Source organism: Ruegeria sp. BHSA123, from assembly GCF_059613425.1.
In genome coordinates, this window is sequence record NZ_JBXWSL010000006.1 from 98,744 (window position 1) to 116,111 (window position 17,368).

The window sequence follows — 17,368 nt, forward strand, 5'->3', positions numbered from 1 at the left end:
TAGCTCTAGGTTGCCGGGACAGAACAAGACCGGACCTGCCTGATGAGCAAACCCAACGACAACCCCGCTGATCCGTTCAAAAAAGCGCTGGCCGAGGCCACCAAGGTCATGGCCAACGACCCTGAGCTGAACATCTCATACACGGTCGACCCATCAGGTCTGTCGGGCGAGGCGATGCGGCTGCCGCAGGTGTCTCGGCGTATGACGCGGGAAGAGGTTCTGCTGGCGCGCGGCACGGCGGATGCGCTGGCCTTGCAGCGCCGGTATCATGATGACGCCACCCATGCGCGCTATGCGCCTCCGGGGGATATGGCGCGGGACTTGTACGAGGCGATGGAGACGGCGCGTTGCGAGGCGATGGGTGCGCGGGATATGCCCGGCACCGCCAGCAACATAGACGTCAAGATCGGGCATGAGGCGATCCGGCGCGGATATGACCAGTGCAAGCAACCTGCCGATGCGCCTTTGTCGGTCGCGGCGGGCTATCTGATCCGGCATCTGGCCACCGGGCGCGATCTGCCGCCTGCGGCCGAGAATATCATGAACCTGTGGCGCGGGTTTATTGAGGAACAGGCCGGTGGCGTCTTGGAGAACCTTGATGACGTGCTGTCGGATCAGGCGGAGTTTGCCAAGTTCGCGCGGCAGATGATCAAGGATCTGGGCTATGGCGATCAGCTGGGCGATGACCCCGACGAGCTGGACGACGATCAGGAAGATCAGGCCGAGGACGACGCCGAGGAACAGCCCGATCCTGACAGCACCGGTCAGGATGATCAGGACGATCAGGACGCGGATGCGACCCCTGAGCAGACACAGGAAGAGCAGCAGGATCAATCTCAGGCGCAGGTCTCGATGGATGAGATGGCCGAGGATGAGCTGGGTGACGAGGCGGAGATGCCGGATGGCGAAGCGCCGCTGGAGCCGCCTGCCCCGCCGCCCGCATCCGAGGCCGACCCGGATTACAAGGTCTATCTGAGCACGCATGATGAAGAGATTGCGGCCGAAGATCTGGCCGAGCCTGCGGAACTGGAACGGCTGCGGGCCTATCTGGATCAGCAGCTTGAACCTTTGAAAGGGGCGGTTTCGCGCCTTGCCAACAAGTTGCAGCGCCGATTGCAGGCGCAACAGAATCGCAGTTGGGAGTTCGACCGCGAGGAAGGCATTCTGGATGCGGGCCGTCTTGCGCGCGTTGTGGCAAACCCCACCACACCGCTGAGTTTCAAGGTCGAGAAGGATACCGAGTTCCGCGATACGGTGGTGACGCTGTTGCTGGACAATTCGGGGTCGATGCGGGGGCGTCCGATCTCGATCGCGGCCATTTGTGCCGATGTTCTGGCGCGGACGCTGGAGCGCTGCAATGTGAAGGTCGAGATTCTGGGCTTTACCACGCGGGCGTGGAAAGGCGGACAGGCGCGCGAGGCATGGCTGAACGATGGCCGCCCGCAGCAACCCGGCCGCCTGAACGACCTGCGCCATATCATCTATAAGGGCGCCGATGCCCCATGGCGGCGGGCGCGGCCCAATCTGGGTCTGATGATGAAAGAGGGCCTGCTGAAGGAAAACATCGACGGTGAGGCGCTGGAATGGGCGCATCGCCGGATGATCGCGCGGCGCGAGCAGCGCAAGATTCTGATGGTGATTTCGGATGGAGCTCCGGTTGATGATTCAACGCTGAGCGTGAACCCCGCCAACTATCTGGAGAAGCACCTGCGCGATGTGATTGCCATGGTGGAAAAGCGCAAGATGGTCGAGCTGCTGGCGATTGGCATCGGTCATGATGTGACCCGGTATTACGACCGTGCGGTGACGATCACCGATGTGGAACAGCTGGCTGGTGCGATGACGGAACAACTGGCGGCTTTGTTCGACAGTGATCCACGCGCGCGGGCGCGGGTGATGGGGATGAAAAAGGTCGGCTAGGCTGGCCTTGCCTCCGGCGGGAGTATTTCCCAAAAGATGAAAAGGCGGCGATATCGACCGCCCGGCTGAGGGAGGAGTAGTATGTTCCAGTCCTTTGAGGTGACCGCGCGGCCCGAGCAGGGGCCGCCGCGTCTGGCTGCGTTGCGCGCTGAGCTGGTGCGCGAAGGGTTGGACGGGTTTCTGATCCCACGGTCGGATGCGCACCAGGGCGAGTATGTGGCCCCGCGGGATGAGCGTCTGGCCTGGTTGACCGGGTTTACGGGATCGGCCGGGTTCTGTGCTGCGCTGACCGACATGGCTGGTGTGTTCATCGACGGGCGGTATCGCACGCAGGTCAAGGCGCAGGTCGCGGATGTGTTCACGCCGGTGCCGTGGCCTGACGTGAGCCTGAGTGCATGGCTGAAAGAGCAGTTGCCCGGTGGAGGCAAGGCCGGTTTCGACCCATGGCTGCACGCGGCAGGGCAAATCTCGGCCGCGCTTGACGAGCTTGAGGGCACAGGCGTCGAACTGGTGCGCTGCGACAATCTGGTGGACCGGATCTGGGCAGACCAGCCTGAACCGCCGATGCAGGCCGTCAAGGCGCATCCGATCGAGTTTGCGGGTGAAACCGCTGACAGCAAGATTGCCAGACTGGCCGCAGACCTGCGGCAGGCCGGGCGAAAGGCCGCAGTAATCACATTGCCGGATTCGATCATGTGGCTGCTGAACATCCGGGGATCGGATATCGCTTACAACCCCGTGGCCCACGGGTTTGCGATCCTGCATGACGACGGCAGGGTCGATCTGTTCATGTCTGCGGCAAAACTGTTGGACGTGCAGGATCATCTGGACCCGAAGGTAACGGTGCGCAACCCTGCGGAGTTTCTGGATGCGGTGGCAGCGCTGGACGGTGCAGTGCAGGTGGATCCGAGCACGGTGCCGCAGATCGTGGCAGACGCGTTGGGCGATGCCATGGTGGATGGCGGCGACCCCTGTGCCCTGCCCAAGGCCTGCAAGAACCCGGCCGAAATCGCGGGCAGCGCCGAGGCGCATTTGCGCGATGCGGTGGCGGTGGTCGAAACCTTGTGCTGGCTGGACGCACAGCCCCCCGGCAGCCTGTCCGAGACGCAGGTGGTCACGCGGCTGGAAGAAAACCGCCGCAGGGACAATGTGTTGCAGGATATCTCGTTCGATACCATTGCCGGGACAGGCCCGAACGGCGCGATCATGCATTACCGCGTGACGGACGAGACCGACAGCCGGTTGCAGGACGGTCATCTGCTGGTGCTGGACAGTGGCGGGCAATATCTGGATGGCACCACCGACATCACGCGGACGCTTGCCATCGGCACTGTCGGGGCGGAGGAAAAGACCTGCTTCACCCGCGTGCTGAAGGGCATGATTGCCATGTCGATGCTGCGCTGGCCCGCAGGGCTGGCCGGACGTGATATCGAATGCGTGGCCCGCACGCCGCTATGGGCGGCGGGGCAGGATTTCAACCATGGTGTCGGACATGGTGTCGGGGCCTATCTGAGCGTGCATGAGGGGCCGCAACGCCTGTCGAAGGTCAGCCATGTCCCGCTGCAACCCGGCATGATCTTGTCGAATGAGCCGGGATATTACCGCGAGGGCGCTTTTGGCATCCGCATAGAAAACCTAGTGGTGGTGGAAGAAGCTCCGGCCCTGCCCGGTGGCGACGTGGAACGCGCGATGCTGTGCTGGCGCACCCTGACATTTGTGCCAATTGACCGCAGGCTGATCATGGTTGATATGTTGACGCCTGACGAACGCGGCTGGCTGAACGCCTATCATCGCGACGTCGCGGAAAAAATCCGCCCAAGGCTGGGACATGACGCGCAACTGTGGTTGGATGCCGCAACTGCGCCGATCTGACACCCGCCTGTTACATAGAACGGGCAGAGGAGAGGCCCCAATACGTCGACGGAAGGAATAGAAATGACTGAGATCACGATCCAAAAAGCACCGGGCAAATGGACTGTCCGTTCGGGCGGTGCGATTCTGGGCGAAACGAGCAACGCGCTGGAACTGCACGAAGGCGACAAAGCTCCGGTGATTTACTTTCCGCGCGGCGATGTTGCGATGGCGTTTCTGGATCAGACCGACAAGGTGACGCATTGCGCCGGCAAGGGCGACGCGACGCATTTTTCCATCGTCAACAAATCCTCGGTGACCGAAAACGCGGTCTGGAGCTATGAAGACCCGATTTCCACCGTGGCCGAGATCAAGGGATACCTGGCGTTTTATCCGGTGGACTCGGTGAAGGTGGAGCAGATTTAGAGGCGCCGGACAGGGTTTCAGCGGAGGCTTCGGGAACGCTTGTCCCGGTCGCGGGCCCCTTACGAATGTTCCTCGGCCGCGGTGGCTGCAAGGGCCCGGTTGTAAGCCTTGAGCGCGTCGACATGGTAGAGCGCGCCAACCGGTGTCTCGGACCCGTCCTGTTCCAGAACGATAACCGGAATGCAGGGAATGTCGTCGCGGTCGAAATAGGGCATCGCGGCCTCAAGCGTGGCGCTGGCCTGAATGCACAGGCCCTGTTTGATCAGGGCTTGCGCCTCGTCCGCAGTGATCGACCGTTGATCCCCGAGCGGACGCATTACCGCCCCGGCACGGAGCATTGCCAGCAGATAGGCCTGCGGCCCGGCGGCCAGATGGACATCGCGGCGTTCCAGCTGGGTCAGGAAGAACGACCTGTCCACCAGGCGTGAGGCCAGCGCCGTGGACATGGACACACTGACCATAACAGCAAGGCCGATCTGCCAGTCGCCGGTCAGTTCAAACACGATCAGAGTGGTCGAGATCGGGGCACCCAGCACCGCCGCGGCCACCGCGCCCATTCCGGCAAAGGCATAAAGTGTGTGCGTGCCGGACACATCCGGCAGCAGCCCTGTGGCGATCAGTCCGAACGCCAGCCCGGTCAGCGCGCCGATCATCAGGGACGGTGAAAACACTCCACCCCCCATGCGCCCGCCCATGGTGATCGCCACAGCCACTGTCTTGGTCACCGCAAACAGGATCGCGGTTGTCAAAACCAGATCGCCGGTTAAAGCGCGGATCGTAGTCTGGTAGCCCACGCCGATGATATGCGGGAACCAGATCGCCATCAGCCCCAGCATCGCGCCGGACACGGCCGGTCGCAGCCAGCCCGGAATGGACAGGCGGTTCTGGATATGGCTGCCGATATCTTCAGCAAAGAAGATCGATCGCATCAGCAGCAGCGCGACAAAGCCGCAGATCAGGCCGAGGATCAGGAAGGCGGGAAGTTCGACATAGAATTGCAGCGATCCGGGCGTTTCCAGCGTGAACTCGGTAACGTCGCCATATTCGAGGCGGTTGATTACCGTTCCGGCGACCGAGGCGATGACGATCGGGGCAAAGGCATGCACGGCGAAGTGGCGCAGCACGACCTCGAGCGCGAACAGGGCCCCGGCGATGGGGGCGTTGAAGCTGGCTGATACGGCGGCGGCGACAGCACAGCCCAGCAAGTCGCGGCCCGTGATCCCGTCGGCATGGATGCGGTTGCTGACCCAGGTGGAAATCACCCCGGCCATATGCACCACGGGGCCTTCTCGGCCCGTTGACCCGCCCGAACTGAGCGTGATCAGCGAGGCAAAGAACGAGGCGATGCCGGCCTTGACCTCGACCCGCCCGTCGGTGATGGCGGACCCTTCGATCACATCTGCGACTGACCTGACGCGCCCGTCATTGGTGAACCGGTTCAGGATCAGGCCCACGACCAGCCCACCGATGATCGGGATGATCAGGATCATGAACCACGGCAGTTTCTCGGCATGGCTGTGCAGCAGCAGGACGTCGTCGGTGTCATAGAGATAGGCCTGCAACGCACGGATGGCTTTGCGGAACCCAAGCGCCATGAAACCGGCAGCGATACCGATGACCAGTGCGATGAACCAGAACTGGATCTGGCTTGGCCCCCGGCGCAGCATCACCCGCCACGCATCCTTGATCGCGGCCAGAGCCTGATTGAGCTGGTTGCGCAGAACGGTGCGGGTCGACTGGGTCATTGGCCCTCGGGGATCATCACGTAACCCTTAGTAAGCCACGGAGCACCCTAATAAAAGTGAGATAGCGACAGTGTGAGGCCAATTCGTGCCACGGGCGCATCAGGCCTGCAGCAGGGCCCGGGCGGCGGCGCGGGCCTCGTCCGTGATGGTGTCGCCCGCCACCATGCGCGCAATCTCGTCCACCCGGTCGGGCTGGGCCAGAGGGATGACGGTGGACAGGGTTTGCCCGTCCGTGACCTGTTTCTGCACCCGCCAGTGATGCGCCGCACGCGCGGCGACCTGCGGAGAATGGGTGACAACCAGCACCTGCCCGCCCTGCGCCAATGACGCGAGCCTGCGCCCGACCGCGTCGGCAGTGGCCCCGCCAACGCCGCGATCAATCTCGTCAAAGATCATCGTGCGGGCGCTGTCATCGCCCGACAGGCACACTTTGAGCGCCAGCAGGAAGCGGCTGAGTTCACCCCCCGAGGCGATCTTGTTCAGCGGCCCCGCCGGCGCGCCCGGGTTGGTGGCCACGGTAAAGGCCACCGCGTCGGTTCCTTCGGGGCCGGGTTCAGCCGGGATGAGTTCGGTCCGGAACACCGCGCGTTCCATTTTGAGCGGAGCCAGTTCCGCCATGACGGCAGCGTCCAGCCGCCCGGCAGCCGCCGCGCGGGCCGCGCTGAGGTCGGCGGCAGCATTGTCATAAGCCTTTTGTGCCGCGTCCACAGCGGCACGCCTGTCCGCCAGGTCGGCATCGCCTGCTTCCAACTGGTTGAGGCGGGTGCGCAGAGTGTCGGCAAACGCGCCCAGGTCATCCGGGGCCACGTCATGTTTGCGGGCCAGTGCGCGGATGGCAAACAGGCGTTCCTCGGCCTGTTCCAGTTCCGACGGGTTGAAGTCCAGCGCCTGAAGGCAGGCGTTCACGCCATCCTGCGCCTCGCCCAGTTCAATCATCGCGCGCCCCAGCGCGGCAATCGGTTCGTCCAGCTGACCACCTGCGTTGCCGGACACGCCTTCCAGCCACCGGATAGCGTCGGACATCGCCCCTTCGGCACCGTCCCCCGACAGCAGCGCGTAGGCGCGGGCGATATCATCGCGGATACGCTCGGCCCCCTGCATCATGCGGCGGCGGGCATCAAGTTCGGCATCCTCACCGGGCTGAGGATCAAGCTGATCCAGCTCGGAAACCGCGTGGCGCAGGAAATCTTCCTCACTTCGGACGGCCGCCAGCGCGGCCTCTGTCTCGGCCAGTGCCTTGCGGGCGCGTGACATGTCGGCCCAGGCCGCACGAACGGATGTCAGCCGGTCCGAGACCCCGGCGAAATCGTCCAGCATGGCCCGGTGGCCGCGCGGGTTCAGCAACCCGCGGTCATCATGCTGGCCGTGCAGTTCGATCAGGGTTTCCGACAGTGCGCGCAGCACATCGCCCGAGCAGCGACGGTCATTGACCCAAGCGGTCTTGCGCCCTTCGGCGGTGTTGATCCGGCGCAGGATCAGCTCATCCCCGCCCGGCAAGCCCGCCTCGGCCAGTATCGCATGTGCGGGATGATCGGCGGAAAGCTCGAACTCGGCCACAACCTCGCCCTGTGCCGCACCCTGCCGTACCAGTTCCGCACGCCCGCGCCAGCCCAGAACAAAGCCCAGCGAATCCAGAAGGATAGACTTTCCCGCGCCGGTTTCACCGGTCAACGCATTCAGGCCCGGCTGAAAACTGAGTTCCAGCCGGTCGATGATCAGCATGTCGCGGATATCAAGGGCGCGCAGCATCGGGTCTTCAGCGTCCCAAGCCTAATGCCATGGCGATTACAACCACTCACCCTTGATGGTCTGACGATAGATCGTGCTGAGCCAGTTGTTGCCACGGCTCTTGAGCTGAAGCCCGCGTGAGGTCAGCAGCTTGTACGCATCGTCATACCATTCCGAGGATTGGTAGTTGTAGCCAAGGATGGCACCTGCGGTTTGCGCCTCATCCAGCAGGCCGAGGGAAAGATAAGCCTCGACCAAACGATAAAGCGCTTCGGCGGTGTGGGACGTGGTCTGGAAATCCTCGACCACGACGCGGAAGCGGTTGATGGCCGCGGCAAAGTGATCCTGACGCAGGTAATAGCGCCCGATCTCCATCTCTTTGCCGGCCAGGTGGTCAAAGGCCAGATCGAATTTCAACACTGCCGAGGTGGCATATTCGCTGTCGGGATAAACCTCGATCACGGTGCGCAGCGATTGCAGCGCCTGAAAGGTCAGCCCCTGATCGCGCCCGACCTCGTCAATCTGGTCGTAATAGCTGAGCGCCAGCAGATACTGGGCATAGGCCGCGTCTTCGTCCGTTGGATAGAAGTCGATATACCGCTGGGCCGCGGCCCGGCTTTCTTCGTAGTTCTTGTCGGAGTGGAACGAGAACGCCTGCATGATCAGCGCACGCTTGGCCCAGTCTGAATAGGGATACAGACGCTCAACCTCGGAGAAATACCAAGCCGCGTCATCCGAGCGATTCTGCGACAGTTCGTATTCGCCACGGGTGTAGATCTGTTCCGGTGTGAACCCTTCCAGATTCTGTTCCCGGTCCGCGCCCTTGTTGCCGAAAAGGCCGCCCCCGTTACCGCATGCCGTCAAAACTGCTGCCAGAAGAACCGCGCCTGCGAATCTGACTGCCGCTTTGCTGCCAACCATACCGCCCATCCTTGTCGTCTTACTTAATGGGGTTCGCCCCGAATTGAGCCATGGTCTAGCACAGAAAATTCCGGTGCAAAACGCCTTATGCAACATCTGGCGCAAATGTCGTCAGAGTTGATCTGATCAGGCGACTTCGGGAATTTCGTTTACGATCAGGCCCTGCCCCGGCAGGCGTGCGGCCTGTTCCGGCGTGCACAGAACCGGGCGCACCGCGCCGGGCGTTTCAAACAGATTGCGCAGCAATGTGTTGGTCAGCGAATGACCCGACTTGTCGCCCGTGAAACGGCCCAGAATCGGCCCGCCTGCCAGATAGAGGTCACCCAGAGCATCCAGCATCTTGTGGCGCACGGCTTCGTCGACGCGGCGGAACCCGCCGGGCGTCAGAACCTCGCTGCCCTGCACGACCACGGCGTTATCCAGAGTACCGCCCAGGGCCAGCCCGTGTTCGCGCATGGCTTCAACATCAATGCGGCGGCAGAAGGTGCGGCAATCGCTGAGTTCGCGCGCGAACGACCCGTTGCGCATATCCAGCGTCTTGGTCTGGCTGCCGATTGCGCTGTCTTCGAAATCGATGTGGAAATCGATGATCAGCCCATCCGCAGGTGCGATGCTTGCGCTGGCCCCTTCACGCGATGCGGTGACGGTCTTCAGCACCTCATAGGCCAGCACCGGGCTGGCCTGACGGCGCACGCCTCGGGCCATGATGCCGCGTACGAAATCGATCGAAGACCCGTCCATGATCGGAACTTCGGGGCCGTCGATTTCAATCAGTGCGTTGTGAACGCCGCACCCGGCCAAAGCTGCCATGATATGTTCGATGGTGGATACCGACACCCCGGCATCATTCACCAGACGGGTGCAAAGCGGGGTCCGTTCGACCACGTGATAGATCGCCGGGATCATCGCATCGCCCAGATGGATATCCGTCCGTTTGAACCAGATGCCATGACCAGCTGCTGCCGGTTTCAGGATCATGGTCGCAGGCTTGCCGCTATGCAGCCCGACGCCTTTAAACGTGACCGGAGATTTGAGCGTATGTTGCAAAATGGGCCTCGGCGAGTGGTGTCCAGCCTGCTGGGGCTGTGTTGGACACTCAGTTAAGGAAGCCCGCGTCAAGGCTCAACTCACTCTTTGTAACCGAATGAAACATGTATGTAACAGATCGGCAAAACCCTGCTTACCCGTTCGTAAGCCACTGTTTTAAAAAGAATTAGGGCCGCCAAATGGCGACCCCGTGAGTGGATTTTGTTACCGCGATCAGTTGGCCTGACGGCGCAGGAAGGCTGGAATTTCGATACGATCCTGATCCGGGTCGGCCTCATCGTGAATCGGTGCCGTGGCCTCGGACTGGCGCAGAACGGGCTGCTGACGCGGCGGATGGGCCGGTGTATCAGAGGCGTGCCCGGTCATCCGGTCGATCAGCCGATTGAAGCCAAACCGCGAGCGTTCTTCGGGTTCGTGATGCGAAACCGCCGCTTGCGGGCGGGGCGCTGCGGCGCGCTGAGCTGCCGAGGGAACCTTCTGAACCGCTGCCTGCAAACGCTGGAGCGCTTCGGGCGACGGGGTGCCTGCGACAGGCGCGCGCGGGGCAACAAAAGCCTCGGGCGCCGGTTCTATTTGCTCGGGCTGCGGCTCGAATTCGGCGACGCGCGGCTGATAGGCCGGTGGCGGCAGATCGTCCTCATCCCGTTCATCAAACGGCTGGAACTTCGGCTGGGCGGGCTCTTCCGCGGCTTCAAACAACGAAGGTTCGCGGTCCTCTTCCATCTGCGGCGCGGGCTCTGCCATTTCGGCGGCTGCGGGCGCTTCTTCGCGACCGTATTCTTCGGCCGAAACGGTGCGGGTCAGCGGCTCGGACATCGAGCGGCGCGCGACCGGAATATCAGCCGTTTTTTCGGTGGCGTCGATGCCGGTCGCAACAACCGACACGCGCATGCCGCCTTCCATCGCGGTATCCAGCGTCGAGCCGACGATGATGTTCGCCTCGGGGTCCACTTCCTCGCGGATGCGGTTGGCGGCTTCGTCCAGCTCGAACAGGGTCAGGTCGTGCGAACCGGTGATGTTGATCAGTACACCCTTGGCGCCCTTGAGGCTGATTTCGTCCAGCAGCGGGTTGGCGATGGCTTTTTCCGCCGCCTGAATGGCGCGGTCTTCGCCAGTTGCCTCACCGGTGCCCATCATGGCTTTGCCCATCTCGTCCATCACGGCGCGTACATCCGCAAAGTCGAGGTTGATCAGGCCCGGACGCACCATCAGGTCGGTTACGCCTTTGACACCCTGATACAGGACATCGTCGGCCATCGAGAACGCCTCGGTAAAGGTAGTCTTTTCATTGGCGAGGCGGAACAGGTTCTGGTTCGGAATGATGATCAGCGTGTCGACGACCCTTTGCAGTGCCTCAACACCGTCCTCGGCCTGACGCATCCGCTTGGCACCTTCGAACTGGAAGGGCTTGGTTACGACACCCACGGTCAGCACGCCCAGCTCACGCGCGGCCTGCGCGATGATCGGAGCGGCGCCGGTGCCGGTGCCGCCACCCATGCCCGCGGTGATAAAGCACATATGCGCGCCTGCCAGATGGTCGACGATCTGTTCGATGCTTTCTTCGGCAGCCGCGGCACCCACGGCCGGACGGGCCCCTGCCCCCAAACCTTCGGTGACCTTCACACCCAGTTGCACCCGCGCCGAGGACTGGCTTTGCTGCAGCGCCTGCGCATCGGTGTTGGCGACGACAAAATCGACGCCGTCCAGCTGTTTTTCAATCATGTTGTTGACAGCGTTACCGCCCGCACCGCCAACGCCAAATACTGTAATCCGAGGCTTCAGTTCGTCTTGCCCGGGCATCGAAAGATTCAATGTCATGCTCTGTCCGCCTGTATTTATGTTCCGCCAAAGCGGTATTTTTCTTACCTATCCTTGCTCGATTCTAGCGGGCTGATGCGAAAAGGTCACGTCAAAAATCGCGATTCACCACAAAATATGGAGGAAATAAGGCAGAAACCGGCGGCATTTCGCAGGTACTGCCAGATATAGCGGAAACAGCGGCGACCATCACAAGGCAGACGACCCCGGCGCGAGGACTCAGCCGTTCGTCACGCTTTGGTCGACCATCATTTACACTGCGGAAAACTGCTCAGGTCCTGCCGCGAGGCCTCTGCCGGGCCTTGTGGATATCTTGAGGGATAAATCGGCGCGCCGCAACCGGATTTTTCAACTGAGCGGCGCACTTGGACAGTTCAGGCTGGTTTCGGTGATGCTGCGCACCTCCTGGATTTCGCTTTCTGCAAACGAGGCCAGACGCACCATCAGACGGCCTTCGTGCAGGAAGGGCCACCAGCAGACGGGAATACCATCTGGATCATTATCATAGAGAAAGCAGATTTGACCGTTTGGCGTGGTGATCTGCCCATAGACACAGCCCTGCCCCTCTTGTCGCCAAACCGAAGCGTGACGGTTCAGAAATTGCTCGGTCCCGACGAAATAGCCGCTGCGAATCTCATGGAACGTGAGCGTTTTGCCGACGGCGGCATCCAGAAATGCCTCGGGCGTGATGATGGTCTGGGCCGAAACCCATCCCGGCAACAGGGCCGTACACAGCGCGGCCCGTTGCAGGTGTCTACCAATTGTCACGGAACCACCGGACGGCCCGCTTGAACGGGCGCGCGGCATATGTGTCGACCGGGATTTCGAAATCCCACCATTCGTCCTGCGGGTGCGCCGCAAACAGGCTAAGCCCCACTGAGGACGAGAACGCCGGTCCTGTCGCCGATTGCGGCAGGCCATGCACTCGCAGCGGGCGGCCCAGACGCACGCGTTGACCAAGGATGCGGGTCGCCAGACCGTCCAGCCCCATGATCTGACTGCCGCCACCGGTCAGAACGATCTGCTGGCTTGGCATGTGTTCAAACCCGGCCGCATCCAGACGCACGCGGACCTCTTCTAGAATTTCCTCGACGCGCGGACGCATAATGCCGATCAGTTCGGCCCGACTGACTGTGCGGCGGTCGTGTTCCCAGTCACCGGTATCGCCGCCGATATCGATCATGTCGCGGTCATCAGCGCCGGTCGCATGAACGCCGCCATTGAACGTCTTGATCCGCTCCGCAACTGCTGCGGGCACACCCAACCCCATCGAGATATCGGCGGTCACGTGATCGCCGCCCATACGCACGCAATCGGCATAGATCATGTGTTTCTTCATGAAGATCGAAACGCTGGTGGTACCGCCGCCCATGTCGATACAGGCCGCGCCGAGTTCCTGCTCATCTTCGACCAGCGCGGAAATTCCCGAGACATAGGCCGAGTTCGCAATCCCGGCGAGTTCCAGATCGCAGCGTTTGATACAGCGCACGATGTTCTGGATCGCCATCGCATCGACGGTCAGCATGTGCATATCGACCGCAAGGCTTTGGCCCATCTGCCCGCGCGGGTCGATCAGGCCCGAGCGGTTGTCGAGCGCAAAGTTGACCGGCTGTGCGTGCAGCACCTCGCGCCCGTCGCCGTAATCCGGCACGTCGCATGCGTTCAGAACACGACCCACTTCGGCCTCGGTCACCAGCTGGCCATCCAGATCAACCTGTGCGTCCAGCCCGTAAGAGCGCGGGTTGGCCCCCGAGAAACAGGCGATGACGTGATCGACACGGATATCGGCCATCTTCTGTGCGGCCTGAAGCGCGGTGCGGATGGCGCGTTCGGTTTCCTGCATGGCGGTGACTTCGCCAAACTGTACGCCGCGCGAACGTGTCGTTGCGGCCCCGATAACCCGAAACCCAGTCTGCCCCGCCATTGAGCCGATGGTGTTATCTTCACTCAGCCGGCCCGATCCGTCAAAACGCAGAACGAGGCAGGCAATCTTGGAACTGCCCACATCCAGAATCGCGATCACACCGCGTTGCAATGCCTGGCGCCGCATTTGACGCATGGCGCGTTGGGACTGATAAAGATCGGTCATCATGCTCGTTACTGCCCGTTACTCAGTGTCACTTTTGTATTCCACCAGTCTTCGCTGGCGGCTTTGGTCATTCGGATGGTGGGACGCTGGCCAAGGCGCATGTCGACCACGGCCACGTCGCGTTCCAGAAGGTCCTGCACCTCGTTCACCGCAAGGACGCGTTCCAGCGCGCGCACCGGGCGCTCGGTCGGCAGCATGATGCGCTGGCCACGGTCCAGGACCAGATCCCAGCGCCGTTCACCCACGCGCACCAGCCCGCGCACACGATTGCCCAGGCTGCGGGCGGTCTGAAAGATCTCGAGCGCCTGCGCCACATGGGCATCCGCGCCCGCGCCCGCGATCAGCGGCAGGTCGGCATGGTCCTTGCGAGAGGTGGTTTCCTTGACATGCGCGCCGGTCTCGTCGAGCAGTTCGAGCCCGTCATGCGTCCGCCAGACAATCACGGGCTGACGCTCGACCACGTTGACCTGAAGGATGCCGCCCGGACGGATACGTACGGTTGCCGATTTCACCGGATCAAGCCCGGTGATCGTGTCGCGCATCTGTTCGACATCCAGATCCCAGGAACTGATCGGGAAATCCAGAGGCACGACCTCGCGGATATCATCGGACAGGCTGGTGCCTGCCCCGTCGATGGCCATCAGGTTAACCATGAACTCGGGGCGTTCCTGAATCGAGGTGCGAATATCGGCAATATAGGTACCAAGCGCTTCGCGCCGTTCCTGAGAGGCAAAATAGACGCCAACTGCCGCGGTAATGGCGCAGATCGGCAGGCCAAGCTTGACGCCCAGACGGATACCCGGTGTCAGCATCCAGCGCTGAAGACGATAGCTGAGGCGCGACGGGGCCGGATCGCTGCGGCGTGCGGTGCGGGAAAACACCCGCGCCCCGCGCAGACACAGAATGGGCTGGGTGTCATGCGGCTCCGTATCAGCCGAGGCAAAATCGGCGTCCGGCCCGGCAAGGGGCTTGGTGCGATGGATTTCCAGAGAGCGGCTGGCGATTAACGGTTGCATGAGGCGTCCTTAACCATCCAGGCGCAGAGCTGGCCAAATGTCATGCCCAGATGCGCGGCCTGTTCCGGGGCCAGCGAAGTGGGTGTCATGCCCGGCTGGGTGTTGGTTTCCAGCAGAAACAGCCCATCAGCACCCGCGCTGTCATCCCAGCGAAAATCGGTGCGGCTGACACCTTTGCAGCCCAAAGCATCATGCGCGCGCAGGGCATAATCCATGCAGCGATCAAAGATGTCCTGAGGGATATCGGCGGGGACCACGTGCCATGATCCACCGGGTTTGTACTTGGCGTCATAGTCATACCAGCCGCCATCGGTCATGATCTCGGTCACGGTCAGGGCGCGGTCGCCCATCACGGTCACGGTCAGCTCGCGCCCGGCCACGTATTTCTCGACCATGATCTGGTCGGGCATGTCTTCGGACAACTGAGGCGGGCCATTGGCGTTTTCGTGGACGATGTAGATACCGACGCTGGACCCTTCGTTATTGGGTTTGGCCACATAGGGCGGTTCCATCACATGGGTGCGGGTCACTTCGGCTCGCGGGACGATCACACTGGGGACAACGGGCAGACCTTCGGACCGGAACACCTCTTTGCTGCGCTGCTTATCCATGGCAAGGGCCGAGGCCAGAACGCCCGAATGCGTATAGGGAATCCGCATCCATTCCAGCATCCCCTGCACGCAGCCATCCTCGCCCCAGCGGCCATGCAGGGCGTTGAAAACCACATCCGGCTGAATATCCAACAGGCGCGCATAGAGGTCGGGACCTGCGTCCAGTTCGACCACTTCAATACCTTCTCCCACAAGGGCGGCCGCGCATTCGCGCCCAGAGCTGAGAGACACCTCGCGTTCCGCCGAGGGGCCGCCCATCAATACCGCCACTTTGGGGTTTGTCCTGCTCGACATACCCAATGTGCGCCTCAATGTCCCCGGACCTTATGTGGTGGTCCGTACTGCGTTTATGCCTTTGATCCGTCGCCTGAATTTGCCTGTTTTGGTCTGACGGTCGGGGCTTTATTCTTTTAGCGGATCACCGACCCGCATGATTTCCCACTCTAGCGTGATGCCGCTTGTTTCGTAAACCTTTTTTCGCACCTCTTCGCCCAGACCTTCGAGGTCGTCAGCGGTGGCGGTGCCGGTATTGATCAGGAAGTTCGAGTGTTTCGGGCTCATCTGCGCCCCGCCGCGAGTCGCACCGCGCATTCCCGCATCGTCGATCACTTTCCACGCCTTGAGGTCATGCACGTCATCAGCCTGCCCGGTCGAAGAAAACCCGGCCGGGTTGCGGAAGGTCGATCCGGCGCTGCGGTCCTTGGTGGGCTGGGTTTCGTCACGCTTTTTCAGTTGCGCTTCCATTCGGGCGTGAAGGTCATCGGGATCGCCGGACGGGCCTTCGAACGTGGCCGAAATCAGAACGGCGCCTTCGGGCAGGTCGGACTGGCGATAGCGAAAGTTCAGATCCTCGGGCGTCAGGTCCCGCAGGTCGCCCTGCCGGGTGACAATGGTGGCCTTGCGCAGCACGTCCGCCGTGTAGCTGCCATAACAGCCCGCATTCATCCGCACCGCGCCCCCGATCGAGCCGGGGATGGTGCGCAGAAAGGTCAGGTCCACGCCCGCATCCGCGGCCTTGCGCGCAACATGCGCGTCCAGTGCGGCAGCGCCCGCGATGACCGTATTGCCCTCAACCGAGATGTCGTTGAACCCGCGCCCCAGCCGGATCACAACGGCCCGCATGCCGCCATCGCGCACGATGAGGTTCGAGCCGACCCCCATCGGGAAGACCGGCACACCATCCGGCAGATCGCGCAGGAAGGCCTGCAAGTCTTCGATATCGGCAGGCTGGAACAGGTAATCCGCCGGTCCACCGACGCGGAGCCATGTGAGGTCTGACAGGTTACGCGCTTTGGACAGGCGGCCCCGGACGTCAGAAAGGACAGGGGGAAGCCGTGTCATGAAGTCGCGCGCACCGCCAGGCTGCGCCCACCGACCCCGCCCATGATTGCGGCGAAAAGGAAGGGGAGAACGCCGGCAGTCAACCAGACCAGCGGGCCGAACGCCTTGTCTTCTTCACCCGTTCCGACACCAGCCAGCACGACGATCAGCCCCAGACCAACCGCGGATGTCAGCCCGATCAGCCACAGAAGGCTGCGCAGGCCAAGCCAGCGGCCCGCCGTAAACCCGGCAGCGGCACCCAGAACGAAGGAAACGAGCGGTAGATAGGCAAATGTGGCGATTGTCGCCATGACAGATCTCCTGAAGTTGGCCGGTTATTCTTTGGCCGCCTTCATGCCCTGCATTTTCGCCTTTGTCCAACGGGTCAGATAAATCACCGGCCAGCGCAGCACGGACATGCCCATTGCCAGCACCAGCAAACCGATCCAGGGGCCGTTTTCATAGGTGACATAGCCGACGATGGGAATGCCCACGATGATCAGGATATAGGCGCGCGTCCAGTGGTTGTCGGTACTGGGGATCAGCGCAAGGATGTTGGCGGCAAAGCCCCACAGGGCCGCCAGAGCGATAGACCATGTCATTCCGCGACCTCGTGCCCTGTCCATTTGCGCCAGTAATACCGGATGGGGTTGCGGAACATCGACACGAACCCTGCAAATGCCGCGACCGACCAGAACCAGCCGTGGACATACCCAAGCCACACGATAAGCATTGGTGCGCAGACCAACAGGACAAACCCCGGCGGGAATTGCAGCCGCATCGGCAACATTGCCACGATGGTGGCGCAGATCACCCAAAGCGCTGCAAAGATCATCGAATAGTCCATTCGCCCCTCCGAGGACACGCGACTGCTGC

Annotated in this window: 16 protein-coding genes; 3 read left to right on the top strand and 13 right to left on the bottom strand. The window is 62.1% G+C overall.

Annotated elements, in window-relative coordinates; genetic code table 11:
- Positions 1-42 precede the first annotated feature (42 nt).
- From cobT to AC2FNC_RS05125, 3 genes are all read left to right on the top strand, one after another.
- The gene (gene cobT / locus AC2FNC_RS05115) at positions 43-1,920 is read left to right on the top strand and encodes a cobaltochelatase subunit CobT (protein WP_480554085.1); all 1,878 of its coding nucleotides are present in this window, start codon (positions 43-45) and stop codon (positions 1,918-1,920) included.
- 81 nt (positions 1,921-2,001) lie between these two features.
- Positions 2,002-3,792 carry an aminopeptidase P family protein gene (locus AC2FNC_RS05120; RefSeq protein WP_496714752.1) on the top strand — a complete coding sequence of 597 codons (1,791 nt, stop codon included), beginning with the start codon at positions 2,002-2,004 and terminating at the stop codon, positions 3,790-3,792.
- A gap of 63 nt (positions 3,793-3,855) precedes the next feature.
- Positions 3,856-4,197 carry a DUF427 domain-containing protein gene (locus tag AC2FNC_RS05125; protein WP_480475975.1) on the top strand — a complete coding sequence of 114 codons (342 nt, stop codon included), beginning with the start codon at positions 3,856-3,858 and terminating at the stop codon, positions 4,195-4,197.
- 59 nt (positions 4,198-4,256) lie between these two features.
- Here the strand turns inward: AC2FNC_RS05125 and AC2FNC_RS05130 are convergent, their stop codons facing one another.
- From AC2FNC_RS05130 to AC2FNC_RS05190, 13 genes are all read right to left on the bottom strand, one after another.
- The gene (locus AC2FNC_RS05130; protein WP_496714753.1) at positions 4,257-5,942 is read right to left on the bottom strand and encodes a chloride channel protein; all 1,686 of its coding nucleotides are present in this window, start codon (positions 5,940-5,942) and stop codon (positions 4,257-4,259) included.
- 99 nt (positions 5,943-6,041) lie between these two features.
- On the bottom strand, positions 6,042-7,691 hold the full coding sequence (recN, locus tag AC2FNC_RS05135) for a DNA repair protein RecN (protein WP_496714754.1): 1,650 nt from the start codon (positions 7,689-7,691) through the stop codon (positions 6,042-6,044).
- A 36-nt stretch (positions 7,692-7,727) separates the two neighbouring features.
- On the bottom strand, positions 7,728-8,591 hold the full coding sequence (locus tag AC2FNC_RS05140) for an outer membrane protein assembly factor BamD (protein WP_480475969.1): 864 nt from the start codon (positions 8,589-8,591) through the stop codon (positions 7,728-7,730).
- A gap of 126 nt (positions 8,592-8,717) precedes the next feature.
- The gene (lpxC, locus tag AC2FNC_RS05145; RefSeq protein WP_480516302.1) at positions 8,718-9,638 is read right to left on the bottom strand and encodes a UDP-3-O-acyl-N-acetylglucosamine deacetylase; all 921 of its coding nucleotides are present in this window, start codon (positions 9,636-9,638) and stop codon (positions 8,718-8,720) included.
- 213 nt (positions 9,639-9,851) lie between these two features.
- On the bottom strand, positions 9,852-11,456 hold the full coding sequence (gene ftsZ / locus AC2FNC_RS05150; protein ID WP_480554080.1) for a cell division protein FtsZ: 1,605 nt from the start codon (positions 11,454-11,456) through the stop codon (positions 9,852-9,854).
- Between the two features lie 348 nt (positions 11,457-11,804).
- Positions 11,805-12,224 (bottom strand): hypothetical protein, encoded by a 420-nt coding sequence (locus tag AC2FNC_RS05155; RefSeq protein ID WP_480604439.1) that lies wholly within the window; start codon positions 12,222-12,224, stop codon positions 11,805-11,807.
- A complete protein-coding gene (gene ftsA / locus AC2FNC_RS05160; RefSeq protein WP_480475961.1) occupies positions 12,211-13,545 on the bottom strand; it encodes a cell division protein FtsA in 1,335 nt (444 codons plus the stop codon). Before ftsA ends, AC2FNC_RS05155 begins: the two co-directional genes overlap by 14 nt.
- A gap of 8 nt (positions 13,546-13,553) precedes the next feature.
- On the bottom strand, positions 13,554-14,561 hold the full coding sequence (locus tag AC2FNC_RS05165; protein ID WP_496714755.1) for a cell division protein FtsQ/DivIB: 1,008 nt from the start codon (positions 14,559-14,561) through the stop codon (positions 13,554-13,556).
- Positions 14,549-15,466 carry a D-alanine--D-alanine ligase gene (locus AC2FNC_RS05170; RefSeq protein WP_496714756.1) on the bottom strand — a complete coding sequence of 306 codons (918 nt, stop codon included), beginning with the start codon at positions 15,464-15,466 and terminating at the stop codon, positions 14,549-14,551. Before AC2FNC_RS05170 ends, AC2FNC_RS05165 begins: the two co-directional genes overlap by 13 nt.
- Positions 15,467-15,574: 108 nt before the next feature.
- Complete coding sequence (murB, locus tag AC2FNC_RS05175; RefSeq protein WP_496714757.1) at positions 15,575-16,513, bottom strand: UDP-N-acetylmuramate dehydrogenase; 939 nt, start codon at positions 16,511-16,513, stop codon at positions 15,575-15,577.
- Positions 16,510-16,803 carry a hypothetical protein gene (locus tag AC2FNC_RS05180; protein ID WP_496714758.1) on the bottom strand — a complete coding sequence of 98 codons (294 nt, stop codon included), beginning with the start codon at positions 16,801-16,803 and terminating at the stop codon, positions 16,510-16,512. Before AC2FNC_RS05180 ends, murB begins: the two co-directional genes overlap by 4 nt.
- A gap of 24 nt (positions 16,804-16,827) precedes the next feature.
- Positions 16,828-17,094 (bottom strand): DUF2484 family protein, encoded by a 267-nt coding sequence (locus AC2FNC_RS05185; protein ID WP_480475955.1) that lies wholly within the window; start codon positions 17,092-17,094, stop codon positions 16,828-16,830.
- Positions 17,091-17,339, bottom strand: coding sequence for a DUF2484 family protein (locus tag AC2FNC_RS05190; RefSeq protein WP_496714759.1), 249 nt, complete (start codon positions 17,337-17,339; stop codon positions 17,091-17,093). Before AC2FNC_RS05190 ends, AC2FNC_RS05185 begins: the two co-directional genes overlap by 4 nt.
- Positions 17,340-17,368: the final 29 nt, after the last annotated feature.

What these genes read in the sequence shown, in the direction of transcription:
- AC2FNC_RS05140 (WP_480475969.1), bottom strand. Translation starts at nt 8,591, where the DNA reads ATGGTTGGCAGCAAAGCGGCAGTCAGATTCGCAGGCGCGGTTCTTCTG.
- recN (WP_496714754.1), bottom strand. Translation starts at nt 7,691, where the DNA reads ATGCTGCGCGCCCTTGATATCCGCGACATGCTGATCATCGACCGGCTG.
- AC2FNC_RS05185 (WP_480475955.1), bottom strand. Translation starts at nt 17,094, where the DNA reads ATGACATGGTCTATCGCTCTGGCGGCCCTGTGGGGCTTTGCCGCCAAC.
- AC2FNC_RS05125 (WP_480475975.1), top strand. Translation starts at nt 3,856, where the DNA reads ATGACTGAGATCACGATCCAAAAAGCACCGGGCAAATGGACTGTCCGT.
- AC2FNC_RS05165 (WP_496714755.1), bottom strand. Translation starts at nt 14,561, where the DNA reads ATGCAACCGTTAATCGCCAGCCGCTCTCTGGAAATCCATCGCACCAAG.
- AC2FNC_RS05180 (WP_496714758.1), bottom strand. Translation starts at nt 16,803, where the DNA reads ATGGCGACAATCGCCACATTTGCCTATCTACCGCTCGTTTCCTTCGTT.
- AC2FNC_RS05190 (WP_496714759.1), bottom strand. Translation starts at nt 17,339, where the DNA reads ATGGACTATTCGATGATCTTTGCAGCGCTTTGGGTGATCTGCGCCACC.
- ftsZ (WP_480554080.1), bottom strand. Translation starts at nt 11,456, where the DNA reads ATGACATTGAATCTTTCGATGCCCGGGCAAGACGAACTGAAGCCTCGG.
- AC2FNC_RS05170 (WP_496714756.1), bottom strand. Translation starts at nt 15,466, where the DNA reads ATGTCGAGCAGGACAAACCCCAAAGTGGCGGTATTGATGGGCGGCCCC.
- ftsA (WP_480475961.1), bottom strand. Translation starts at nt 13,545, where the DNA reads ATGACCGATCTTTATCAGTCCCAACGCGCCATGCGTCAAATGCGGCGC.
- murB (WP_496714757.1), bottom strand. Translation starts at nt 16,513, where the DNA reads ATGACACGGCTTCCCCCTGTCCTTTCTGACGTCCGGGGCCGCCTGTCC.
- AC2FNC_RS05120 (WP_496714752.1), top strand. Translation starts at nt 2,002, where the DNA reads ATGTTCCAGTCCTTTGAGGTGACCGCGCGGCCCGAGCAGGGGCCGCCG.
- cobT (WP_480554085.1), top strand. Translation starts at nt 43, where the DNA reads ATGAGCAAACCCAACGACAACCCCGCTGATCCGTTCAAAAAAGCGCTG.
- AC2FNC_RS05130 (WP_496714753.1), bottom strand. Translation starts at nt 5,942, where the DNA reads ATGACCCAGTCGACCCGCACCGTTCTGCGCAACCAGCTCAATCAGGCT.